Genomic DNA, 24,169 nt, shown 5'->3' on the forward strand with positions numbered 1-24,169 from the left:
AATTTAATCCCAACTAAAAGTTCTGATAATACTGCGCAACCTATCCATTATCCTTGTCAAAGCCTTTCGTGTCTTAATCAGTCCGAGGTGCTTCTCTTTGAGAGCCTTTTGTATGATTTCCGGCTGCTCTTTTTGCAGGTAGTCATATTCTTTCAAGTAATGGTCGAGTACATCAGAAGAAAGTCCCTCGTCCTGTGCCAAAGAGTTCACGGCCTTTTCGCGCTCGGTCGTGATATAGTTATTCAATCGTTCTTCCAGTTCACTTGTACCGTCCGCCTTTTGCCGCTGCATCATGAAGTTCTCCTTATCCTCGTCCACGTTCTTTTGAATGAAACCGTCAATGAGTTTCGCCTTGTTACGCATTTCGGCATCCTTTATCATCGTGTCAATGATGTTCTTGCGCCTCTCTGCATAGTCCGTGCTGTACGGGTCAAGATTGGCAATCAGTTCGAGGATATACGCCACATTGATAATGTCGCTGTGCAGGAGTTCAAGGCAGAAATCCACATCTTCCAACCGTTCATCGCTTGGCGTTTCATCGCCGCCGTTTGGAGAGGGTGAAGGTATATCCGATGGAACAAACGTATCGTGAATGTCAAGGTACTTGCTTCGGAAGTCCATGAACTGCTGTTCGGTCATGCCGAGGTCGTCCGCATCATCGCTGTAGTCCTCGTATATCTGAATCTCGGCGTGCTTGCGGATGATGTCGCGGAAAGCCAGTACAAAGTCTTTCTTGTCCTTTTCACTCTGCAACAGGTCTATGCTGCTTGGCTCGGGGTATTTCTGCAAGAAGTCAGTTGCCAACTGCTGGTATTCCTTTTTCACGTCCTCAAACGGAGGTCGTACTATTTCTTCGGGATTGTTGGAGTTACTGAAAAGCCTGATGGCCGTATCTACATTGTTTTTCAAATCACGGAAACATATAATCTTCCCGAAACGTTTTTTCTCATTCAGTACACGGTTGGTTCGGCTGAATGCTTGCAGCAATCCGTGATACTCCAAATTCTTATCCACATAGAGCGTGTTGAGTTTCTTGCTGTCAAAACCCGTAAGGAACATACCCACGACAAGGCAGAGGTCAAGCGGCTTCATGTCCGCTTTCTTCTTTTTCATGCGCAGGTTGATGTCATCATAGTAAGCACGGAAATTCTCGGTCGTGAACGCTGTGCCGAACATTTCATTGTAGTCATCCATGATAGCTTGCAATTCGTCCGCCTCGCCTGTGCTCTCGCTGACATACTGCCCCGTATTCATCCCCGTCTGTTCATCGTCCTGGCTGCTGTTGGCAGCGTATGTAAACACTGCACCGATACGGATTTTCGGCTTCAAGGACTTGAATATCTTATAATAACGGATAAGCATCGGTACGGACTGCACGGCAAACAACGCATCAAATTCACCGTCAAAGGTTGACTTATTGAAATTATTAAGGATGAATTTGGCTATCTCCTCCATGCGGTTGGCATTGCCCTTTTCCACTTCTTCGCTTCCGTGATAATACTCCACAAGGAAGCCCAAAACATTTTCATCGGCTATGGCATCCTTGATAAGGTATTGGTGTAGGCAGTTACCGAATATCTCTTTGGTGGTATGCCCGTCAACGGCATTTTCCGTGAAGATGGGAGTACCAGTGAAGCCGAACACTTGGGCGTTGTCAAAGAACTTCATTATCCGCTTGTGACTTTCCCCGAAGTGACTTCTGTGGCACTCATCGAATATCATCACGATACGTGAGTGGCGTATGGCTTCAATTTTGTTGCTGTACCATGTCTTGCTGACTGCGGCATTGAGCTTTTGTATGGTGGTGATAATTATCTTGGAGTTGCTGTGCAAGCGTTTCACCAATTCGTCCGTATTGTCCGTGCCATCCACTGCACCCGGTTCAAAGGCTTCATATTCCGATTGGGTTTGGGTGTCAAGGTCGTGGCGGTCAACCACAAACATCACCTTATCCACATCATCCAACTCCGCAACAAGTTGTGCGGCCTTGAACGATGTCAGGGTCTTTCCTGCTCCGGTAGTATGCCATATATAACCGTTGTCATTGGAGTTCTTTACCTTATCCAAAATTTTCTCCACGGCATAGAATTGGTACGGACGAAGCACCATCAGGCACTTGTCACCCTCATGCAGCACAATGTATTTGCCTATGATTTTGCCGAGCGTACATTTCTCTAAAAATGCGGCTGCGAACTTATCCAATTCATTGAACGGCACATTGGCCGCATCCGTCCAGTTGAACGTGAACTTATAACCACCGTTGGGATTGTTGGCGAAATAGCGTGTGTTGACACCGTTGGAAATAACAAACAGTTGGATATAGTCAAACAAACCATGATAAGAAGTTTTGTGATAACGTTGGATTTGGTCGTATGCTACCCTTAACTCTACGCCCCGGCGTTTCAATTCAATCTGTACCAAAGGCAGACCGTTTATAAGAATGGTCACATCATAACGGCATTTCTTACGTCCTTCCACCGTAATTTGGTTGGAAACCTGAAATTCGTTCTGACACCACTGTTGGCGGTTAAGGAACTCCACCCAGATGCGTTTACCGTCCGCCGTGTCAAGCGGATAAAGGTCGCGGAGCTTCTTCGCTTTTTCAAAGCGGGTGCCTCCTTCAAGGTAGATGAGTATCTTGTCAAATTCCTCATCCGTAAATTCGGTACGGCCATGCTCTGCCAACCGCTTATGGTTGTGTATCTCCAACTGCCGCTTGAAATTGGCTTGAAGATTCTCTTCCTCGGCAATCTGGACATATTCATAGTCCATTTGCTGGAGCGTGGCGATAAGTCCGGCTTCCAATGCCGCTTCACTTTGTATAGACATATTCCTGTTCTGCCTTTTTGTGTTACTTATTATCGTTCAGACTTCTGATAATCTCAATGCCCAATGCGTTTTCTATCTTACAGATGGTTTCCAACGACATATTCTTTTTGCCTTTCAGCACTTTGGATATGTATTGCTGGGTGCAGTTCATCTTTTCGGCAAGCATCTGTTGCGTCAAACCGAGTTCCGTCATCCGTTTTGACATGGCGGTGGCAATCAACTGCGAATATTCCGCCCAATCCTTTTTATCCTGTTTCACATCAGTTTCCTGCCTTACAGCTTCCAAAGCCATACAAGGCATTTTATCTGTCGTTGTATTCATTGAAAGATTACCTTATCTTGTCTGAATGCAAAGGTAATACAAATATTCAAGAAAGCACAACCAACGAGTTGTGTTTTTGCAAAAATGTTTTTCTTCTCCATAAATTTGAATAATTATAGGGGGGCGTTGATTTAGCGCCCCCTAAACAACTTCCACTTCAAACATAGGGGGATGTCATTTCAACACCCCCTGTTTGAACTATCATTCAAGTTAGAACACACCGTTTGTCAGGTTCATCGCTTCAACCTTTTTCTCCATATTCACCTTTGCGTAAACTTGCGTGGATGCGATGCTGCCATGACCCAAAATCTTGCTGACAGAGTATAGCTCTGCTCCTGCCGTTATCGCCAGTGTTGCCGCCGAATGACGGCTGCTGTGGTAAGTGAAGTCTTTTTCTATCCCTGCCTTGTTCTTTATGCGGCGCACGTACTTTGCCACGTTATCTGGTTTCTTCACCAACGGGAAAATAATACCATCCTTGCCATCCTCAGGTCTTGGAGGAAGTAGCGAGATGGCTAAAGCGTTAAGCGGCACGGCGACAGGCCTCTTGGTCTTGTGTTGGATAAGGGAAACCATCAGCACGCCGTTTACGTCCTTGATGTCGCTCCAGCGCAACCGTTGCATATCACCGAGCCGAAGCCCCGTCATGCAGGAAAAGCCGAAAGCCCTCTGCACGACTTCTTCCATAAAGGTTTGCGGTTCTACCGAGAGAAAACGTTTCAGTTCGTCAGCCGTCAGGTATTCACGGTGCTTGTCCGGCGCATGAAAGCGTTCTTCTTTGGATAAGTCTTGAATAGGGTTGTACGCAATCAGACCGTCACGCACCGCCTTGTTGAAAATGGCCTTTACTGTCTCTTCGAACAGCACGAGGGTATAAGCGGCCAGCCTGCCGCCATTCGTCCTTATTTGCTTACGGTTACGATAACTTCGCATATACCCGAACAGGCCGCTTACCAAATCCCTGTCCACATCTTTCAGCAAGACATCCGTTTTCTTTGCACGTTTCAAATAGGCTTCAATCCGCCTGCGCACAACATCCTTATGTTGTATCATTTTTTTACAGTTTCCATCTGTCATGGCACAACGCACATAGTCATCGCACCACCCAAGCCAAGTCATGGTCATGGTCTTGGTCTGTTCGTTTTCTTCCCTCTTTTCCTTCTTCTCGAAAGACGGAGGTGTAAGGATGCGCTGTGCCTGTATCTCCTGTGCCTTTCGCAAGGTTTGTTCGTTGAGTTTTCTTGCATTGGGAGCGTCATCGGGGATAAGGTACAGGTGCAGGTTCTCCCTCTTGCGGAAGCCGGTTTCGTAATACTCCAAATAAAGGCTACGGTTTCCGGCTGTCAACATTCTTGCTTTGATTTCTACTTTCATAAAATTCTTCCTTTCTATTTTTAAGTTATACAAACATATTGTTCACGAGGTTCATCGTCTCGATTTTCTTTTTGTCCACTATCTTGGCATAGACTTCCGTCATCCTTATGCTCCGGTGTCCGAGAATCTTGCTCACTGTATAGAGGTCTGCGCCGAGGGTTAGCAACAGGGTTGCCGCCGTATGCCGTGAGCAATGATAGGTGATGTGCTTCTGTATTCCGGCCTCCTGCATCCATTCGCCCAACACCACTTCAACCGTGGTAGAGGTGATACGGAGTTGGTGGAACACTCTTTCGTCCCCTTTCGACTTTCTTGGCATCCATTTCAAGGCCTCGTTGGAAAGCGGTATCGTCACCATGTTCTTGGTCTTTACCTGCTCATGCTCGATGTAGAGCGTCTTACCGTCAGCCGCCTTGTGTATCTCGTTCCACTTCAATGCCATCATGTCGCTGTACCGCAAGCCTGTAAAACAAGAAAACAGGAAAGCCTTTTTTACAATCTCATAGCGGCACGGCGTGGCAATCAGCGTCCGCAGTTCCTCTATGGTCAGAAACTCGCGCATGGCGCTTTTCTTTTGCGGTTTCTCCTTTGCGTCCAACAGCTTGAACGGGTTGTTGTCAATCAGCCCCTCACGGACAGCCATGTTCAAGGCGGCAGCTAAACGATTCATGAAGATACGGCAGGTGGTGCTGCCCAATGTCTTTTTCCCGTTATTGAAAGTGCAGGTCTTTAAGAAGGCGATGAAGCCCTTACAGAAATCCTTGTCCACCTCTTTCAATGCAAGATTGGGCTTCCCTATATATAATAGGTATTGTTCCACCCTTGCCTGCGCGTTCCGTTTCGACCTCATGCTTGCAGGAGTAAGGCCGTTCTCATCTTTCGTGTACTTCTCCACCCATGCGGCAAGCGTCATCCGCCCCTTTTTCACGCTCTCCCAATTTACAAGTCCATGTTGCTGAATGTCGAGAATACGCTCCGCCTTGATTTGCTCGGCAAGCTTGAGCGTATTCCGGTTCTGTAATTTGGCGGCAGCGTTCACTTCCGGAATGAGGTAGAGCTTCAGCCCCTCCTTTTTCCTTGCACCCATGTAATACATGTCGAGATACAGACTTACATTGCCGTCGTTGAGCCTCTTCTCGCGTATGCGGACAGGCTCTTTCATTTTGATTTCTTTCTTCTTTCGTCCCATTTTATTTTCTGTATTATCCGATTCTTGGATTTGTTACTATATTGTTTATCAGTCACTTATGCACTTCGCAAAGATAAATCCAAAAGGGACAAAAACGGGACAAAAAGCGCGCGAAAATATCTCAATTTAGGCAAATATAACGGTCTAATCAAAAATCGGACTTTATTCATAACTAACTATAAATCAGTGCGATTTAGCCTATTTTGTTATATTTGGTTTCCTATGTTTTTACCCATCTGTAATAATTGGTGGATCTTGCAGATGTGTATGGCACTTGCTGCCCTATTCGCTATCGTCATGGCGGCAGGTATGGCGTATAAGATGATGGTCAAGAACGAGCCGCTGGATATTATGAAACTATTCAAACCACTGGCGGTTTCCATTATTCTTTGTTGGTGGTATCCTCCAGCAGATACAGGCATGGCAAACAGTGGGAGTAACTGGTGCGTACTGGATTTTCTCTCATATATCCCAAACTGCATCGGGTCTTATACTCACGACCTGTACCAAGCAGAAGCCACACAGATTGAAGATAAATTCCAGGAAGTCCAACAACTCATTTTTACAAGGGACACCATGTACACCAGCCTGCAAGCACAGGCTGACGTGGCACATAGCGGCACTTCTGACCCTAATCTGATAGAAGCCACTATGGAACAGACCGGAGTGGATGAAGTGACAAATATGGAGAAAGATGCGGCCAAACTCTGGTTCACCTCTCTTACTTCGGGAATAGTGGTAGGTATAGACAAAATCGTGATGCTGATAGCCTTGATAGTATTTAGAATCGGTTGGTGGGCGACGATTTATTGCCAACAGATCCTGCTTGGTATGCTTACCATTTTCGGACCGATACAGTGGGCGTTCTCACTATTGCCAAAATGGGAAGGAGCCTGGGCAAAATGGCTCATACGTTATCTGACCGTACACTTCTATGGAGCTATGCTCTACTTCGTGGGCTTCTATGTATTGTTGCTTTTTGACATCGTGCTTTGCATACAGGTGGAGAACCTGACTGCAATCACTGTCAGCGAGCAAACTATGGCTGCCTATCTGCAAAACAGCTTCTTCTCTGCCGGTTATCTCATGGCGGCAAGTATCGTGGCGTTGAAGTGCCTGAATCTTGTGCCTGACTTGGCTGCATGGATGATACCGGAAGGCGATACCGCTTTCTCCACCAGAAACTTCGGTGAAGGCGTGGCGCAACAGGCGAAGATGACAGCGACAGGCGCAATTGGTTCCATGATGCGATAATGACTAACATAAATACGAATACTACGATGGTTATAAAAAATTTAGAGAACAAAATCAAATTAGTCGGGATCATCTGCTCACTTTTCCTTATCGGCTGTATCATCATTAGCGTGAGCAGCATTTGGACGGCAAAGACAATGGTCGCAGATGCTCAGAAAAAGGTTTATGTATTGGACGGTAATGTACCGATACTAGTTAACCGTACTACAATGGATGAGACACTTGAAGTGGAAGCCAAGAGCCATGTAGAGATGTTCCACCATTACTTCTTTACGCTTCCACCAGATGACAAATACATACATTATACGATGAACAAGGCGATGTATCTGGTGGACGAGACCGGGCTAGCCCAATACAACACGCTTAAAGAGAAAGGCTTTTACTCTAACATCTTGGGAACGAGTGCCGTTTTCTCCATCTATTGCGACAGTATCGCTTTTGACAAGAGTAAAATGGAGTTCACTTATTACGGACGGCAGCGTATCGAGCGCAGGAGCAATATCCTAATGCGTGAGCTGATTACGGCAGGACAGCTTAAACGAGTACCGAGAACCGAAAATAATCCGCACGGACTGTTGATAGTGAATTGGCGCACCCTTCTCAACAAAGACATTGAACAGAAAACGAAAACAACTTATTAAAACGTATAGTTATGAACATCAAAGGATTCCGCAGGATGCTGGTCGGCGAAAAAATGCCCGACAAAAATGATCCCCAATACAAAGACCGATATGAACGTGACGTGAATGCAGGACGAAAATTCGCCAGAGCTACCCGTATCGACAGGATGGCAGCGAATATACAGGACTTTGCCAACAGAAACAAGATTCTGTTTCTGGTCATGGTATTCGGATTTGTCATCGGTACATTCACATTCAACATCTATCGCTTGGCGAAAGTTTACCACCACGGACAAGAAATGAAAAGTGCCACGGAAGTACAAGACAGCCTGCTCAACAAACGGCACAAAGATTTGGCAAGTCCCATAGTTGAACCCTGACAATCAGCACAACGATGAAGAAGATATTTGAGAAAATCAATTTCAAGCAGCCGAAATATATGCTTCCAGCCATTCTGTACATACCGTTGCTGGCAGCCTCATATTTCATATTCGATCTGTTCAATACAGGGAAAGCGGAGATTCCCGACAAAAGTCTCCAGACAACGGAATTTCTGAACCCTAACCTGCCCGATGCCACGATTAAGGGTGGAGACGGAATCGGAAGCAAATATGAGAATATGGAAAAATCGTGGGGAAAGATACAAGACTACTCGGCAGTAGATAACATAGAACGTGATGAACCCGACGATGACAAAGAAAAATATGAATCGCAGTACAGCCAGGAAGAAGTTGCCCTCTTGGGCGAACTGGAACAGCAGAAGGCGTTGGCCGAAGAAACAGCCGATGCCAAAACGAGAGAACAGGAAGCCCTCAAAGAGTTGGAACGCGCCCTTGCCGAAGCAAGATTGAAGGCACAGGAACAGGTCGCTCCGATTATGGATGACAGCCTTGAAGAGCAAGCTGATACTTCTGTTACCGTCAGTGGGACAATCGAGGAAGACAGCCGTGCCGTAAGTGCGCCATCCGATACCGAGAAGCCGGGCGAAATGGTCAAGAAAGTAAAAGTCACTTCCGATTATTTCAATACCATCGCCCACAATGAACACGAGCCGAACCTTATCAAAGCAATCATTGACGAGAATGTCAAAGCCGTAGAGGGCAGTCGTGTAAGGCTTCGCCTATTGGATGATGTGGAGATAAACGAAACGATAGTTAAAAGTGGCTCTTACCTCTATGCCATCATGAGCGGCTTTTCTTCGCAAAGGGTAAAAGGGACTATCGGCAATGTGCTTGTAAATGATGAAATCATCAAGGTCAGCCTTGCCCTTTACGACACTGACGGATTGGAGGGGCTATATGTGCCGTCCAGTTCATTCAGGGAGACCGCAAAGGATGTTGCCAGCGGAACGTTCAACAGCAATATGAGCATGAATACCGGCAATAACGGGAACAGCCTGACCCAATGGGGTATGCAGGCTATTCAGGATGCCTACCAGAAGACAAGTAACGCCATCAGCAAGAATATCAAAAAGAACAAGGTCAGTCTGAAATACGGCACGTTTGTCTATCTCGTCAACAACCAGGAAAAGAAATAATGCAAAGTAAATAATCCATTCAAAGATTTAGAAACATGAAGATTTTCAGAACTATCTGTATCGGAGTTGTGGCAGTTTTTTCATGCCTGCCAACTTTCGCCCAGCAGACCTACGAGGAGTTGGAACAATTGACCGTCAACGAACAAGTGACCACGGTCATCACAGCTTCCGAGCCAATCCGTTTTGTCGATATTTCCACAGACAAGGTGGTTGGAGACCAGCCCATAAACAACACCATTCGCCTGAAGCCCAAAGAGACCGGGCATGAAGATGGCGAAGTGTTGGCTATTGTAACCATCGTTACAGAACGCTATCGTACCCAGTATGCGCTACTCTATACCACAAGAATGCAAGAAGCTGTAACAGATAAGGAAATAGAGTTGCGGGAACGTAACTCCTACAACAATCCAGCTGTAAGTATGCCATTGGCTGACATGACACGTTTTGCCAGACGGATATGGAACTCGCCGGCAAAATACCACAATGTAACAAGCCGTTCGCACCGCATGACGATGAAACTGAACAACATCTATGCTGTCGGTGATTATTTTTTCATAGACTTCTCCATTGAAAACAAGACCAACATCCGTTTCGATATTGACGAGATTCGGGTAAAACTTGCCGACAAGAAAGTAGCCAAGGCTACCAATGCCCAAATCATAGAACTGACCCCGGCATTGGTTCTTGAACAGGCAAAATCTTTCCGTCACGGTTATCGAAATGTGATTGTGATCAAGAAAATGACCTTCCCCAATGATAAGGTGCTTACCATTGAGATGACAGAAAAGCAGATAAGCGGCAGGAACATCAGTCTGAATATCGACTATGAGGATGTGCTTTCAGCCGACTCGTTTAACCGGGCATTATTGGAGGAGGAATGAGTATGAGAAGAATTGTATTGGCGTTGGTGACAATCATTGCCTTTGCCGTCTCCGGCAAGGCGCAGAGCAACAGCGACCGACTTTCATTAGGTATCGGCTGCCTCTACCAAAATGGATTGGATCTCACTCTCTCCTACGAGCACGAGGGCAAGTACCATCACACGTGGGAATTTTTCGCCAATGGCTATCTCAAATGGGATGAGTGCGAATCATGCGGTCATATCTGCCCGGAATCATTCAGGAGGAACTACCGCAGCTATGGGGTCGGTGTCGCCTACAAGCCTTGTGTGGTACGTGGGCGCAACCATTACGGCAATGTCCGTATCGGTGCGTCGGCAGGAAGTGATACCCATCGTTTCTTGGGTGGCATCCACTTCGGATATGAGCACAATTATGTATTGTGCGGCGGCTGGCAGTTGTTCTGTCAGGTCAAGACGGATTTAATGATAAAAGGCGAAGACCTGTTCCGCACAGGTATCGTCCTTGGAATTAAATTACCACTAAACTAAGGGAAAGATGAAAAAGAAATTTTACAACAAAGCAGTCGGACTGGTCGGGATGTTAGCCATCACCGCTTTATTTGTGGCTTGCGACGAACACAGGGATTATCCGGACACGTCGATGAAGCCCTGCCACATCCTATGTACGGATGGCAAGGTATTGTCTGTATCCGATTTTGAACATTCTGGCAAACAAGCCATTGCAGTAGTATTTCATGTCAACCATGACGAAAAGACAGAGGGTAACGGATATGCCGTCTATCTGTGGGATTTGGAGCCATTGGCTTTTGCCGACAGCATAGGTGTGAAGCAAAACACCTCTGCCGACATAGCCGCATTGGACGGATTTGAAAACACCTTTGCCCTATTGAATACAAGCGATGCGTCCTCGCCATTGGCGGAAAAAGCCTTCGATTTGTGGAGATACGGACAATCCTCCTATATCCCATCAGTGGCACAGATGCGCTTGCTCTATCATGCCAAAGAGAAAATCAATCCCATTATAAAAATGTGCGGTGGAGATACCCTGTCTATTGAAGCTGATGACTGTTGGCACTGGACGAGTACCGAAGTGGCCGGACAGCAAACCGCCAAGGCTTGGCTTTTCTCCATGAGCAGCGGTGCGATACACGACACACCCAAGACACAAGCCCACCAAGTACGCCCAATAATAACCATTAACAATTGAATTATGACAATGAACGGAATAAACGATTTCAAGATACCGCAGTATATGGACATAGCACATCCGAACAGAGGATTCTTCGGGTATCTATTAAGATGCAGATGTCTGAGCGCAGAGGAGTTTTATGGTGATTTTATATTCCTTGACGATGGGATCGACTGCTTCAGGAAATTCCCAACCGTAAGAAAACGCAGGGAAGAAATGCGGGCCGAATGGAACGGTCGTATCAACCGTTATCAGGATATTTTTCAAAGTCAGCTTTACTATATCAAAGAAGAATTGGCTCAAAACTTCTATGATTTCATGACTTGCGGTCCTGACGATGAAGTACGGGCATTCCTTAAGGAATTTATGGTGGGGGTACGAGCCTTTGCATTACATAACACTTTAGGGCTTGAACCCCTGTATGCTGTTTCCCATGTCAGCCAACTTAGTGATAAAGACCTCTTATACTGGCCTCACATCCATGTCCTGTGGGGCATTAGAAAGAAATAGCCACAACTATGGAAGAAAGTAAAGAATTACAGGGTTTTTACAGGATTTTCCGCTCGGTTGTCTATATCTCCGTTCTGATGGAGTTCTTCGAGTATGCCATTGATCCTGCCATGCTTGACCATTGGGGAGGCATCTTATGCGACATACATGGGCGTATCAAGCGTTGGGTAATCTATAATGACGGTAACCTTGCATATAGTAAGCTCGCCACATTCCTTCTTATCTGCATAACCTGCATAGGTACGAGGAACAAGAAGAAATTGGAGTTCAATGGTCGGAAACAAGTCTTCTATCCTATTATAATAGGTATAGGGCTGATTGTGCTGTCTGTATGGTTGTATGGTTATCCGATGGAAACAAGGCTTTATACCTTGCGCCTGAACATCTGGCTCTATATGTTCGCATCTGTGATTGGCGTGGTACTGGTTCATATCGCTCTTGATAATATCTCCAAGTTTCTTAAAGATGGTTTGCTCAAAGACCGCTTCAATTTTGAGAACGAGAGTTTCGAGCAATGTACGGAACTGGTGGAGAACAAGTACAGCGTGAATATCCCCATGCGGTACTACTACAAGGGAAAATTCCGCAAGGGCTGGGTGAATATCGTCAATCCGTTCAGGGGTACATGGGTGGTCGGTACTCCGGGTAGCGGTAAGACATTCTCTATCATCGAACCGTTTATCCGTCAGCACTCCGCCAAAGGTTTTGCCATGGTCGCATACGACTACAAGTTTCCGACACTGGCGACCAAACTCTACTACCATTACAAGAAGAACCAAAAGCTCGGAAATTTGCCCAAGGGATGCAAGTTCAACATCATCAACTTCGTGGATGTGGAGTACAGCCGGAGGGTGAATCCTATCCAATTGAAATACATCAATAACCTTGCAGCCGCTTCTGAAACCGCAGAAACCCTGCTTGAATCTTTACAAAAAGGCAAAAAAGAAGGAGGCGGTGGCAGCGACCAGTTCTTCCAGACCTCGGCAGTGAACTTCTTGGCGGCCTGTATCTATTTCTTCTGCAACTGGGGCAAAGAACCATATGACAAGGATGGTAATATGCTTACGGCAGAAAAAGTGCAGGACAAGCAAACCAAACGGATGATTCCAACCGGGCGTGTATTCAATTCTGCTGGCGAGGAAGTGGAACCAGCCTACTGGCTTGGACGGTATTCCGACATGCCGCATATCCTTTCGTTCCTCAATGAAAGTTATCAGACTATCTTCGAGGTACTGGAGACCGACAATGAAGTGGCTCCGCTGCTCGGTCCGTTCCAGACCGCTTTGAAAAACAAGGCAATGGAACAATTGGAAGGTATGATTGGCACACTGCGTGTCTATACCTCGCGTTTGGCAACCAAGGAGAGTTATTGGATATTCCACAAGGATGGAGATGACTTCGACTTGAAGGTTTCCGATCCCAAGAATCCGTCTTACCTTTTGATTGCCAATGACCCGGAAATGGAAAGCATCATCGGTGCGCTGAATGCCCTTATCCTGAACAGGCTGGTCACAAGGGTAAACACCGGACAGGGCAAGAACATCCCCGTGAGCATCATCGTGGACGAGTTGCCGACCCTGTATTTTCACAAGATAGACCGCCTGATAGGTACGGCACGAAGCAACAAGGTAAGCGTGACCTTGGGCTTTCAGGAACTGCCACAGTTGGAAGCCGACTATGGTAAAGTAGGTATGCAGAAGATTATCACCACCGTCGGCAATGTAGTCAGTGGGTCTGCACGGGCAAAAGAAACATTGGAATGGTTGTCATCAGACATCTTCGGCAAGGTTGTACAACTCAAAAAGGGTGTAACCATTGACAGAGACAAAACTTCCATTAACCTAAACGAGAACTTGGATAGCCTTGTTCCTGCTTCCAAAATCTCCGACATGCCGACAGGCTGGATATGCGGGCAGACGGCACGGGACTTTGTAAAGACCAAAACAGGGAAAGGGGGTTCTATGAACATTCAAGAAAACGAGGAGTTCAAAACATCCAAATTCTTCTGTAAGACAGACTTCGATATGCAGGAAATCAAAAAAGAGGAAGCCGGCTATGTTCCTCTCCCTAAGTTCTATACTTTCAAATCAAGGGATGAGCGGGAACGCATTCTATACAAGAATTTCGTGCAAGTAGGAGAAGATGTGAAAGCCATGATAAAAGAGATACAACAATATAAAATTAAATAAACATGTAATATGGCATCAGTAAAATTAAAGTTTAGAGTGTCCTCTCTCCCTAAGAAAGAGGGCACTTTGTATTTTCAAGTTATTCACAACCGAGTGGTTAAACAGATAAAAACCTCCTATCATATATTTGAATCGGAATGGGACGAACATTGTGGTGATATTGCACAGTTCCCGAACCTACCTCCCAATAGACATGATATAATCAAATCAATAAAAGAGAAAATCGCATGGGAGAAAAAAAGATTGTATAGAATCATTGAACAGTTAGGGAATAAAGGACAGCCATTCTCTTCAGATGATATTGTGCAGGAGTATTATGCCTTGTCCTCTGACAAGTCAACCGTCTTTGAATACATTAAAGTTCAAATAGAACGACTGAAAAATGCCGGGAAAGATCGAACAAGTGAAACTTACAGGCAAATGCTTCTGAGTTTTATGAAGTTCAGAAATAAAGAAGACTTGCATTTTGACATGATTGATGAGAATTTAATTTGCCAATATGAGAATTATATGCGCATGGCCAATTTATGCAGAAATACTACCTCATTCTACTTGAGAGTATTGCGTAGCGTATATAATCGTGCTGTGGAAGACGGACTCACAAAGCAGACCACTCCTTTTAAACGGGTTTATACCGGGGTTGACAAGACTCCCAAACGTGCCATCAGCCTGAAAGAAATCAAAAGAATTAAAGATTTGGATTTGAGCAGTACACCTACGCTTGATTTTGCAAGAGATATGTTTCTCTTCTCATTTTATATGCGTGGAATGTCGTTTATTGATATAGCATACCTAAAGAAAAAAGACTTGTCGAATGGTTTTGTCGTATATAACAGGCGCAAAACCGGGCAACAGATGGTGGTTAAATGGGAAAAGCCTATGGATGACATTGTTATGAAGCACCCTAATCTACAAAGTGTATTTTTACTTCCGATTATTATAAGAGAAGATGGTACGGAAAGGAAACAATATTTGAACAGGATGTTATTGATAAACAAGTACCTGAAAAGAATAGCAGAACTTGCCAAGATCAACATCCCACTAACCATGTATGTAGCGCGGCATTCTTGGGCAAGTATTGCCCAAGCCAAAAATATCCCGATGAAAGCCATCAGTCTAGGCATGGGACATGACAACGAGGAAACCACGAGAATCTATCTTTCTTCTATTCAAACCAATGTCATAGACAATGCCAACTATAAGATTCTTAATCTTTTAAATAAGAGCAAATAAAATTCCATTTAGCTCTATCACAACACTCACGAATAAATGTATGCTAGATATTTGTGTGAAAAGGACTTATTAGGGATAGATTGTTTGGCAAAAGTTTCTACTCTTACGTAGAGTGCATTAACCGATTGCAAAACTACAAATTTATTTTCAGATAGTATGTTTTTCTTTGCAGGAATTTTAGGGGAGAAGTAAAATGTTTGGCGAAATCGCTCAAACATTTTACCTAACCTATGTCTATTCAACTTTTTACAGAAGTGTACCAACTCTACGTAAGAGTTAAACTATAAAATTAGTAATATGGCATATACTTTAATTGCAAATTCAGGCATACACATTACGACTTTTCCTTTGGAAATTAAGACAAAGGAAAAGTTCAGTTTATGGTTTCACGAATGGTATGACACTACAAATGGCGAATGGATTCTTGATTTAGCCCATGAAATAACAACAGAAACTAATAGGTATTTTTTTAAGAAAAAAAAGCTCTTTGATAACGGATTCTTATCAGAGGCCACTGGTTGTGGAGATATTGATGTTAGTTCATTAGCAGAAGAGGGAATAATCCCTTTGATGATTGATGAAGAGATGCAGTGTACAGGTGAAATTTACAAAATGACTTTTTCCGATAAAGCCAATACTTTAGATTTCTTTGAAAATAAATGGTTACCACTGCCATATTTCTTCAAACGTAGTAAAACAAAATTTAAATTTGGCCCACTAAACTGGAGTCGATTTATGCTTATACCTATTGACTCTACAGAACAAGCCAAACACTATAATGTAATTTTAGCATTTGATACTCGTACTGTAGAACAGAATAGTAAATATGAAGAATGTCCTATTTTCCCAGATCAGTTCATGACTGAAATGAAATTTGAGGTGTGCAAGCAGGAGTTTTATCTCATGGATTATTGCTCACCAAAACAAGAGTGGGAATACATAAATGACTATTTATTTTCTTTAGTTCATCCTAATATAAGTAGTGTAGGTAAGATAAAGTCTGGAAAAAAACTTAATTATATAGCTTCTTATTATTTATTAATTGATTATATTGCTCAGAACGAGTTGTTTCCCAAGGTATCTTTGTTTAAAGACAAAGATGTCTTGGTGAAAGATGTTGATATGGTTATTGACATAGGCAACTCGCAAACAACCGCACTGCTTGTTGAAGATAATTCAAATTTCAATCAAGTAAATCTATTGGAGTTAATTGACTATACAAATCTTTTGAAAACTGACTCCAATGGCACTACAATCAATACATATAAAGAACCTTTTGATATGCGATTAGCATTTAGGAAGGTGGATTTTGGCGACTTTGGAATACAAGGCAGTAAACAATTTGTATATCCAAGTTTTGTAAGGCTTGGAAAAGAAGCGAATCATTTGATACATCGTGCAACTGAATCGGGGGCAAACAAAGAAAGTCTTTCTACCATGTCAAGTCCCAAAAGGTATCTTTGGGATGGGCATAAAAGTAAGGATGAATGGAACTTTATGGTACTTGATGGAGAAAAAGATAATCACATATTAAATATTCCAGGTATCTCAGAACACTTACAAAGCAATGGGCAGTTAGCAATCAACGGAACGGGAGGGCAATCTTATCACTATTCAAGACGTTCACTTATGACTTTTGCTTTCCTTGAGATGCTCGTTCAAGCGCAGGCACAAATCAATAATAATCAATATCGAATAGACCGAGGTGATATGACATTGCCTCGTCGCATACGACGTATGGTTGTTACTTGTCCTACGGCTATGTCGAAACTTGAAAGAGAAGCTCTTGTTAAATGTGCTGGCGATGCAGTAAAGTTGCTAAATCTGTTTAAAAATGAAGATTTCCGAGTTGACATTGCACCTGCTGTTACTACGTTTAAAGACACAGAAAACAAATGGTATTACGATGAGGCAACTTGCTCTCAATTAGTATATATATATGGTGAAATTGGTTGGAAATATAAAGGGTCTTGCCAAGAGTTTTTTAATTTATACGGGAAAATTTCCCAAAATAGCGTTCAACCCGAACTAACAATTGGATCCTTGGATATTGGCGCAGGAACATCAGACCTAATGATTAGCCGTTATTCTTATACAAAGGGAGATGTAACAACCATTACACCTGAACCTCTTTTTTACGATAGCTTTTATTACGCCGGAGATGAGATGCTCAATGAACTTATAAGGAAAATTATGTTCTTTTCGCCCAATAGTGCATTTAGGAAGAAAATGAAAGAGCTCTCTGAAACTGAATATCGGCAACGCTTGCGCAATTTTTTTGGTCCAGATTATACCGGGCAAACAATCTCAGACCGGAAACTTCGGAGGGACTTCAATATACAATATTCTATCCCACTAATATATTGCTTCCTTGATATGTTAGCTAATGATATTAAGGATTGTACAATACGCTATACGGATGTGTTTGAAGATTGTCCGCCAAATGAACGAATAAAAGAAGGATTTAAGAAATACTTTTCTTTTGATTTAGAAGATCTTGAATGGGAGTTTGATAAATTTGCTGTTTCTGATGTTATATCAAGAGCTTTCGAACCTCTTTTAAAGAAAATTGCGACTATAATGTATGCCTATAATTGCGACATTGTATTATTGTCGGGACGACCTTCGTCTTTATCTCCTATTCGCAATATTTTTTTAAAGTATTATTCTGTATCTCCAAATCGTTTAATATTATTGAATGATTATTTTGTAGGACATTGGTATCCCAATAAAAATAACACTGGGAAAGCCACAGCAAAAACCATTGTTGCAATGGGAGCGTTAGTCGGTTATTATGCGACATCTCTTGGTAATCTTGACAAATTCCTAATAGACAAATCGCAATTGGATAAAAAATTAAAGTCTGTAATTAATTATATAGAATCTTCGCGGGAAGGACAACCGATAGAATACTTCATAACTCCTGAAAAAAATATGGGAGAACTGTTGGTTAGTTCTTTGCCTACGACTTTAAATGTTCGACAAATTGGATTGGACTCTTATCCTTCAAGGAAATTATATGTCATTGATTTTAACCAACACAAGATGTTAGAGCACATAAAAAATAAAGCCATTCAGGAAGGTATCTCAATAAATGAAACGCAAGCTCTTGCTAAGGTTAAAGAAATAATTGATGATTTACGTTTACGAATGCCTTTTCAACTATCTATCGAACGCGATGAAGATGATAAAGAAAAATTAGTAATTACAGCTATTACTGATAAAAAAGGTAATGAATTGGCAGATAGTAATATTGAGATAAATATTCAAAGTTTAGGAGCGGACGAGCGCTATTGGCTTGACACCGGAGCTTTTGATATTCAATAATGCAAATATATTATGATACAGGATATAAACTCACAAATAGCAGAAATTGAACGTTCAATCATATGGGCTAAAAAATTTGGCAAAAGCACATTCCCTGTTGAAGAACTGAAAGAGTATCGTAGAAAACTAAAAAGAATTGCTAATGCATTAGCAGAAAATTGTTCGGCTGCGGCATATGGCGAAAGTCAGGTCGGAAAATCCTACCTAATAAGTAGTCTGTTGTCAACAGCTGAATCCCCTTTTGTCATTATAAATGATGGTAAAGAATATAGTTTTATTGATGACTTGAATCCCAGCGGAGGTAATACTTCTAAAACCGAATCAACAGGTGTAATAACAAGATTTACTATCAATAACAATAATGATGCTATGAAGGATTTTATAAAGATTAAAAATCTTTCTATTGCAGATTTGTTAATGCTTTTAATTGATTCATATTATAACGACCTTAAAATAGATAACAGCAAAGTCCTTTTGCATGATTCAATTAATGCCGAATTGTTAACTGTTCAGTATCTTTGGGCGAACAAAACGACACCTGTTCAAGAAGTTCTTACAGAAGATGACGTAAAGGATATCTGTGATTATATTGCAGAAGTTTTGGGAGCCAATGCGGCAAACATTACACATTCAGATTTCCGCAAGATTGTCGCACCCAAAATCCAGTACGTGTCAAGTGATCATTGGGTCAAGATATTTAGCATACTATGGAATAAGAATGAAGAGCTAAGCCATCTTTTTAGCTTATTAGTGAATGAATACAAGAAGATACAGTTTGAAACTGACATTTATGTCCCATTTGATGCTGTACTTAGAGATAAAGGAACACTGCTAAAGATCGAGTGGTTGGATTCTGTTTGCGGATTAAAGCATGAAACAGCTACCGATGTATTGGTTACCGATGTATATAATGCAAACGGAAAGTTGTTGGCTAGCAATTTTAATAAGTCATCATTATCAGCTCTCATTGCAGAATTAACATTTGTCTTGCCTAAACAAATTGCAGAAAACAGACATTTTTTAAACAAAATTGATCTGCTGGATTTCCCAGGAGCACGTTCTCGTGAAAAATTCAAAGAACAGGAAATAGGAACAGTCTTACCAACAATACTACGCCGTGGCAAAGTAGCATATCTTTTTAATAAGTATTCTCGCTCATTAAGAATAAGTGCTGTTTTGTTTTGTCACCATAATGATCAAAAGAATGAACCAACATTAGGAGAAACTATTAATGATTGGATAGAAACTAATATAGGTAAAACCCCTGAAGAACGTACTGAAGATTTAACAAGAACTAATGGGATTTCTCCATTGTTTTTGATTGCAACAAAATTCAACATCGAATTAGAAAGGACAAAAAATGATTTGTCTACCAATACAGAGTTGCTTTCTGAACATTGGAAACGCTTCAAGACTGTTCTGCCTGAAATTATTAAGCCTGCTACATGGTTTGATAATTGGGTGATACGTGGCGGTTTATTCCGTTCTGAGGCTTTTCAAAGTATTTATTTACTTCGTGACTATTACTGGTCAATGAAAAATCAAATCTTCGATGGTTACAATGACAAAACAAAGTCACCAGAAGTAGCGCGACATATCCACGATGATTACCCAGAATATTTTAATAATTTAGAGCGGAACTTTCTTAACAACGAATTTGTTAAGAAGCATTTTGCTAATCCTAAGGCATCTTGGGACGAGGTATCTTCTTTGAATTGTGATGGTTCTAAAGCTATTATTCGTGATTTAGACGCAATCTCCAGCGTATTGGAAGCCGCTAGAAGAGAAAAGTATTTAACCGAATTAAAAGCAATAAGGGATGAAATGTTGGCCAAACTAAATACATATTATGAGCCAGAAAATAAAGAGGAAAACAATGCAAGAACTAGAACAATAGCCGGAGAAATACGTAGACGTCTTGATTCGCAAATTGGCAAGAAGCCGGAAATATTTGGTTATATTATTGACCAACTAATGATACCTGTTGGAGATTTACGACAGATTGCATATGACATCGTTATTTTGAAAACAGAAACTCCTAAAGACTTTAATGAAGTAATTTTAATTAGGACACAAGCGGGCATTAATCCAAATGAAGATAAGCAACTTAATATCCAACGATTATGCGACTATTATGCGTGTGATATAGCAACATTAGAAAAAGAGTTTGCTGAAAATGGATTTACTGTTGATGATGTTGTTTCAAATGAGTGTAGTGTTGCTGCAACAGTTGCAGACGTTGTATCAAATAATATTTTAGACCACTGGACGATATTTATCAATAAACAGGTGAAAAAACTCGAAAAATATCTTCCTCATTCTGATGAAGTTGCTTTTATGCTACAAAGCCTTTGTAAGAAATTAGGAGTTCAGAAAATCATATCTACTAAGATTGATCAGTATTCGAGAGTATTTCCTGATAATGATTTACCAAATGCAATTGCTGATTTTGCCTCACTAACATTGAATAATTTTGTTAGTTCAATAGGACGTATGTATATGACGGATAAGGATATTGAAAATATACGTACTAAAGCACTAGCATGTAATTTAATTATAGACTTGTCATCTGCGGCAAGTGATCTCAAACACGCACAAATCAGTGTGTATGACGCACTACAAGCTTTTGATGATGCTTCTGACCCAACGACCGTCTCAATCCAAACATTAATGAAATTACCGTTTTGGGATAATTTTCAAAGATGGAAAAATCTTTTGGTCATCGGACTCTTGTATTCTGCGGATATTTCGCATAGTGACCCAATTGCAAATGCTATTATAAAAGATATTATAGATAATTGTAAAGCGCTATATACAAATAAATGAAAGAACTATGGCAAGAGCTACATTTTATAATAAAAGACTACTTGGACATATCGATGACACTGATTTCACCGATTATCAAGGCATTGGCTCAGACCCACTTTACAAACGATATAAGAGTGTGGAAAGCGTGGTAAAGAGTCGTATATCACCCCAATATCAGTCTTTCCTTGCTTGCCCTTTCTATGAAGATGGCAATATTTTCTGGTATGTTGACGAGTGGAATAATACACCTAAAAAATTTACTGAGCTTTCTGACTCAGAAAAGAAACATTACTCTCAAATCAAGGATGATACGTTAAAACATTACCAGGAAACATTAAGAAAGTTAAATCCTGAAGAATTTTCTATTCTTAGTGGAGCTTTAAAATATATCAATGATGAATTTATCTATTGTTATGACGAGAAAGTTGTACTCATTGCATGGGGAATGCGACTTGATGAAGGTAAACATACAAGTGATGGAAAATGGTTTAAGACAGCTGTCAAGTATGACAAAAAGAAAATATCTTTTGATTTAGCAGGACATGGAAAACTTGCAACAACGATAGCAGGTGCTCCGTATCTAACGATGATTAACCGAAATAAGGGGCATATTATCACAACAAAAGATATTCCTATTATCATTGAAAATGACGGATATCGTTTTATCGGTTGGACACCTAACCCGATTGGACATGAGGTGCAAGATGATATTATTTTCACAGCTCAATATGTTAAAACAAATACAACAGCACCTGTGACAGAAAAAAAGGAAAAATTAGTGAAAGTTATCTTTGATGCTGGTGTTAATGGTGTTTTAGAAGGTGAATCGTCCATTGAAGTTCCCAAAGGACATATCTTGAGTGCAGAAGAAATACCTGTCATTAAGGCAAATAAAGGATTTGTATTTACCCAATGGACGCCTAGTGTCAATGCGCCTATTGACAACGATACTTTTTTCTCTGCCGAATACAAGCAAGAATTTGTTCAATGTCTCTTCTCCGCAGGTGAGCATGGAACATTGTATGGAAATAAAGTTATCAAAAAACCACTGGGAGTTGCCCCTGTAGTATCAGAAATTCCAACAATAATGCCCAATAAGGGATATCGTTTTACCGGTTGGAATATTAATCCTCTTACGGCTCTGACTGATAATAAAGTTTGCATTGCGCAATACGAAAAAAAGCAACCCTGGTATAAGCGATGGTGGCTTTGGCTTACAGGACTTTTTTCTGGTAAAGGTTGTCTAAAGTGGTTACTATGGTTACTCTTGATTATTCTATTAATTTGGTTATTATCATGGCTATTACGAGGCTGTGATAGTGATGTTTTGGTCGATCGCGACGGAAATGCCGTGTTACCAATTGATAGAGCAGACAAAATAGAGCAGATTACTGAACCAGATGGAACAATTCGTGACAATAATGGTACTATCACTGACATTGTTGGCAGTGATGGACGTTTACCTGAGAATGGTATAGTTTCACCAATAGTTGGCGATGTGGGTATTATGCCACCTATTGTATCTAATCCTGGAACCCCTGATGTTATTGATAATCGCCTAAATATTTATTTTGAAAATGAAAATGCAGACTTGAACAAATGGGTACGAGATTTTAAACGATTATATCCTTCAGACAACTATCAAATTATTGGATATGACCCTAATGTTAGAATGATTCAAATTCAAATTCCTGAGGGACAACGTAATAATATCCGTGAAGAATTACCAATAAAAATTTCCGATCAGAAATTTTTCATTGTAGATGAATCTATAATGGTGCTGCATGGTAACAAAAGCCAATCAACTGTAAATAAAGGGTGGCATTTAAAAGCAACACACGTAAAAGAGGGATGGGATATAACAATGGGAGATCCTAATCTTGTTGTCGCAATAATAGATGACGGAATTGATGTAAATCATAATATGTTTAAGGGCAGATTTTTTAAAGCATATAATGTTTTTACTCAAAATAGAGCATTAAGTCCAGGACAAGGTCACGGTACTCATGTTGCAGGTTTAGCTGTCGGGTCCACGGAGTTCTATTCAGAGGGAGCGGCTGGAGTCGCCCCAAAATGCAAGATTATGCCAGTTCAAGTGTTTGATAATGGACTATGCACATTCTCTTCACTTGCTAGTGGTATTATGTATGCAATTCATAATGGAGCAAACATTGTCAATATTTCAGTCGGGCCAAGTTTCCAAGGCTTAAATCAATTGCCAATTGAAGAACAAATTAAGGTAGCCCAACAGTATTTTAAGAATGAGGAAAAAGTGTATCGGCACATTATCAACGTAGCTAATGAAAAGAATGTCATTTTGGTTTTTGCGGCAGGAAATGATAATATTGTAACAGCAATTCTTCCTGAATGTCGTTTGGCAAATAACACAGTAAATGTAGCAGCATGTACACCTGAATACAAATCATCTATCTTTACAAACTATTCATTGGGAACAAACGTTTCAGCACCTGGAGAAGGAATATATAGTGCTTATTCAAATAATTCATTCAAAATGTTTGATGGAACAAGTATGGCCGCTCCGATTATAACTGGAACTATTGCCTTGATGAAAACAATAAAACCAGACATTAATGTAAAGCAATGCATTGCTGTTATTCAAAAAACGGGGAAAAAATTGGATGAATTTATTCCACCAATGGTACTTGTCGATCAAGCTCTCATTGCAGTTAGGAATGGTGATATACCGGATGAACCAATATGGTCGCAAATACTGGATACTGGCTTTATAGAACACGATGGCAACAATGATTCAACAGACCAGTCCCAAAGTTGTGAACAAAATTCTACCGAAAGCAATAATCCGATAGATGACTATAGTGCTTTAAAAGATTTGCTTAAACAATTAAAAGAACAGCGTGACGCATTGAATAAAAAAATAAGTGACATAGAAAAGAAAATTCAATAA

Annotated in this window: 16 protein-coding genes and 1 pseudogene; 13 read left to right on the forward strand and 4 right to left on the reverse strand. The window is 41.4% G+C overall.

Annotation, left to right across the window (positions count from 1 at the left end):
* Positions 1-3 precede the first annotated feature (3 nt).
* The 4 genes from M3085_RS07135 to M3085_RS07150 form a co-directional block, all read right to left on the reverse strand.
* Positions 4-2,829: a type I restriction endonuclease subunit R gene (locus M3085_RS07135; protein WP_249052635.1), complete on the reverse strand. Its 2,826-nt coding sequence runs from the start codon at positions 2,827-2,829 to the stop codon at positions 4-6.
* A gap of 22 nt (positions 2,830-2,851) precedes the next feature.
* A complete protein-coding gene (locus tag M3085_RS07140) occupies positions 2,852-3,151 on the reverse strand; it encodes a helix-turn-helix domain-containing protein (protein WP_117816661.1) in 300 nt (99 codons plus the stop codon).
* A gap of 210 nt (positions 3,152-3,361) precedes the next feature.
* Positions 3,362-4,525, reverse strand: a complete 1,164-nt coding sequence (locus M3085_RS07145; RefSeq protein ID WP_177609166.1) for a site-specific integrase — start codon at positions 4,523-4,525, stop codon at positions 3,362-3,364.
* Between the two features lie 25 nt (positions 4,526-4,550).
* Positions 4,551-5,714 carry a site-specific integrase gene (locus tag M3085_RS07150; protein WP_177609164.1) on the reverse strand — a complete coding sequence of 388 codons (1,164 nt, stop codon included), beginning with the start codon at positions 5,712-5,714 and terminating at the stop codon, positions 4,551-4,553.
* Between the two features lie 246 nt (positions 5,715-5,960).
* On the opposite strand from M3085_RS07150, the pseudogene M3085_RS07155 reads away from it, so the two are divergent.
* The 13 genes and pseudogenes from M3085_RS07155 to M3085_RS07215 form a co-directional block, all read left to right on the forward strand.
* Positions 5,961-6,968, forward strand: a pseudogene (locus M3085_RS07155) (hypothetical protein); the annotation flags it as partial.
* A 26-nt stretch (positions 6,969-6,994) separates the two neighbouring features.
* Positions 6,995-7,609 (forward strand): conjugative transposon protein TraK, encoded by a 615-nt coding sequence (gene traK / locus M3085_RS07160; protein WP_249052637.1) that lies wholly within the window; start codon positions 6,995-6,997, stop codon positions 7,607-7,609.
* Between the two features lie 11 nt (positions 7,610-7,620).
* Complete coding sequence (locus M3085_RS07165; RefSeq protein ID WP_249052638.1) at positions 7,621-7,968, forward strand: hypothetical protein; 348 nt, start codon at positions 7,621-7,623, stop codon at positions 7,966-7,968.
* Between the two features lie 14 nt (positions 7,969-7,982).
* Complete coding sequence (traM, locus tag M3085_RS07170) at positions 7,983-9,125, forward strand: conjugative transposon protein TraM (protein ID WP_249052639.1); 1,143 nt, start codon at positions 7,983-7,985, stop codon at positions 9,123-9,125.
* A gap of 35 nt (positions 9,126-9,160) precedes the next feature.
* Entirely contained in the window at positions 9,161-10,006 is an 846-nt protein-coding gene (traN, locus tag M3085_RS07175) for a conjugative transposon protein TraN (protein ID WP_249052640.1), read from the forward strand.
* Positions 10,007-10,008: 2 nt separating this feature from the next.
* Positions 10,009-10,515, forward strand: coding sequence for a hypothetical protein (locus M3085_RS07180; protein WP_410554371.1), 507 nt, complete (start codon positions 10,009-10,011; stop codon positions 10,513-10,515).
* Positions 10,516-10,522: 7 nt separating this feature from the next.
* Positions 10,523-11,194 (forward strand): DUF1566 domain-containing protein, encoded by a 672-nt coding sequence (locus tag M3085_RS07185; RefSeq protein WP_249052643.1) that lies wholly within the window; start codon positions 10,523-10,525, stop codon positions 11,192-11,194.
* A 3-nt stretch (positions 11,195-11,197) separates the two neighbouring features.
* Positions 11,198-11,686, forward strand: a complete 489-nt coding sequence (locus tag M3085_RS07190; protein WP_249052644.1) for a hypothetical protein — start codon at positions 11,198-11,200, stop codon at positions 11,684-11,686.
* Between the two features lie 8 nt (positions 11,687-11,694).
* Positions 11,695-13,875 (forward strand): type IV secretory system conjugative DNA transfer family protein, encoded by a 2,181-nt coding sequence (locus M3085_RS07195; RefSeq protein WP_249052645.1) that lies wholly within the window; start codon positions 11,695-11,697, stop codon positions 13,873-13,875.
* A gap of 9 nt (positions 13,876-13,884) precedes the next feature.
* Positions 13,885-15,108 carry a site-specific integrase gene (locus M3085_RS07200; protein ID WP_249052646.1) on the forward strand — a complete coding sequence of 408 codons (1,224 nt, stop codon included), beginning with the start codon at positions 13,885-13,887 and terminating at the stop codon, positions 15,106-15,108.
* A gap of 297 nt (positions 15,109-15,405) precedes the next feature.
* Positions 15,406-18,435: a virulence factor SrfB gene (locus tag M3085_RS07205; protein WP_249052647.1), complete on the forward strand. Its 3,030-nt coding sequence runs from the start codon at positions 15,406-15,408 to the stop codon at positions 18,433-18,435.
* 12 nt (positions 18,436-18,447) lie between these two features.
* Complete coding sequence (locus tag M3085_RS07210; RefSeq protein WP_249052648.1) at positions 18,448-21,261, forward strand: virulence factor SrfC family protein; 2,814 nt, start codon at positions 18,448-18,450, stop codon at positions 21,259-21,261.
* Positions 21,262-21,268: 7 nt separating this feature from the next.
* On the forward strand, positions 21,269-24,169 hold the full coding sequence (locus M3085_RS07215; protein WP_249052649.1) for a S8 family peptidase: 2,901 nt from the start codon (positions 21,269-21,271) through the stop codon (positions 24,167-24,169).

Source organism: Bacteroides caecicola (assembly GCF_023337095.1).
In the GTDB taxonomy this organism is placed as follows: Bacteria; Bacteroidota; Bacteroidia; order Bacteroidales; family Bacteroidaceae; genus Phocaeicola; species Phocaeicola gallinarum.

Bases quoted from the DNA above. Each gene is read 5' to 3' on its own strand.
- M3085_RS07205 (WP_249052647.1), top strand. From the start codon at position 15,406: ATGGCATATACTTTAATTGCAAATTCAGGCATACACATTACGACTTTT.
- M3085_RS07145 (WP_177609166.1), bottom strand. From the start codon at position 4,525: ATGAAAGTAGAAATCAAAGCAAGAATGTTGACAGCCGGAAACCGTAGC.
- M3085_RS07180 (WP_410554371.1), top strand. From the start codon at position 10,009: ATGAGAAGAATTGTATTGGCGTTGGTGACAATCATTGCCTTTGCCGTC.
- M3085_RS07135 (WP_249052635.1), bottom strand. From the start codon at position 2,829: ATGTCTATACAAAGTGAAGCGGCATTGGAAGCCGGACTTATCGCCACG.
- M3085_RS07140 (WP_117816661.1), bottom strand. From the start codon at position 3,151: ATGAATACAACGACAGATAAAATGCCTTGTATGGCTTTGGAAGCTGTA.
- M3085_RS07150 (WP_177609164.1), bottom strand. From the start codon at position 5,714: ATGGGACGAAAGAAGAAAGAAATCAAAATGAAAGAGCCTGTCCGCATA.
- M3085_RS07200 (WP_249052646.1), top strand. From the start codon at position 13,885: ATGGCATCAGTAAAATTAAAGTTTAGAGTGTCCTCTCTCCCTAAGAAA.
- traK (WP_249052637.1), top strand. From the start codon at position 6,995: ATGGTTATAAAAAATTTAGAGAACAAAATCAAATTAGTCGGGATCATC.
- M3085_RS07185 (WP_249052643.1), top strand. From the start codon at position 10,523: ATGAAAAAGAAATTTTACAACAAAGCAGTCGGACTGGTCGGGATGTTA.
- traM (WP_249052639.1), top strand. From the start codon at position 7,983: ATGAAGAAGATATTTGAGAAAATCAATTTCAAGCAGCCGAAATATATG.
- M3085_RS07190 (WP_249052644.1), top strand. From the start codon at position 11,198: ATGACAATGAACGGAATAAACGATTTCAAGATACCGCAGTATATGGAC.
- M3085_RS07195 (WP_249052645.1), top strand. From the start codon at position 11,695: ATGGAAGAAAGTAAAGAATTACAGGGTTTTTACAGGATTTTCCGCTCG.
- traN (WP_249052640.1), top strand. From the start codon at position 9,161: ATGAAGATTTTCAGAACTATCTGTATCGGAGTTGTGGCAGTTTTTTCA.
- M3085_RS07165 (WP_249052638.1), top strand. From the start codon at position 7,621: ATGAACATCAAAGGATTCCGCAGGATGCTGGTCGGCGAAAAAATGCCC.
- M3085_RS07210 (WP_249052648.1), top strand. From the start codon at position 18,448: ATGATACAGGATATAAACTCACAAATAGCAGAAATTGAACGTTCAATC.
- M3085_RS07215 (WP_249052649.1), top strand. From the start codon at position 21,269: ATGGCAAGAGCTACATTTTATAATAAAAGACTACTTGGACATATCGAT.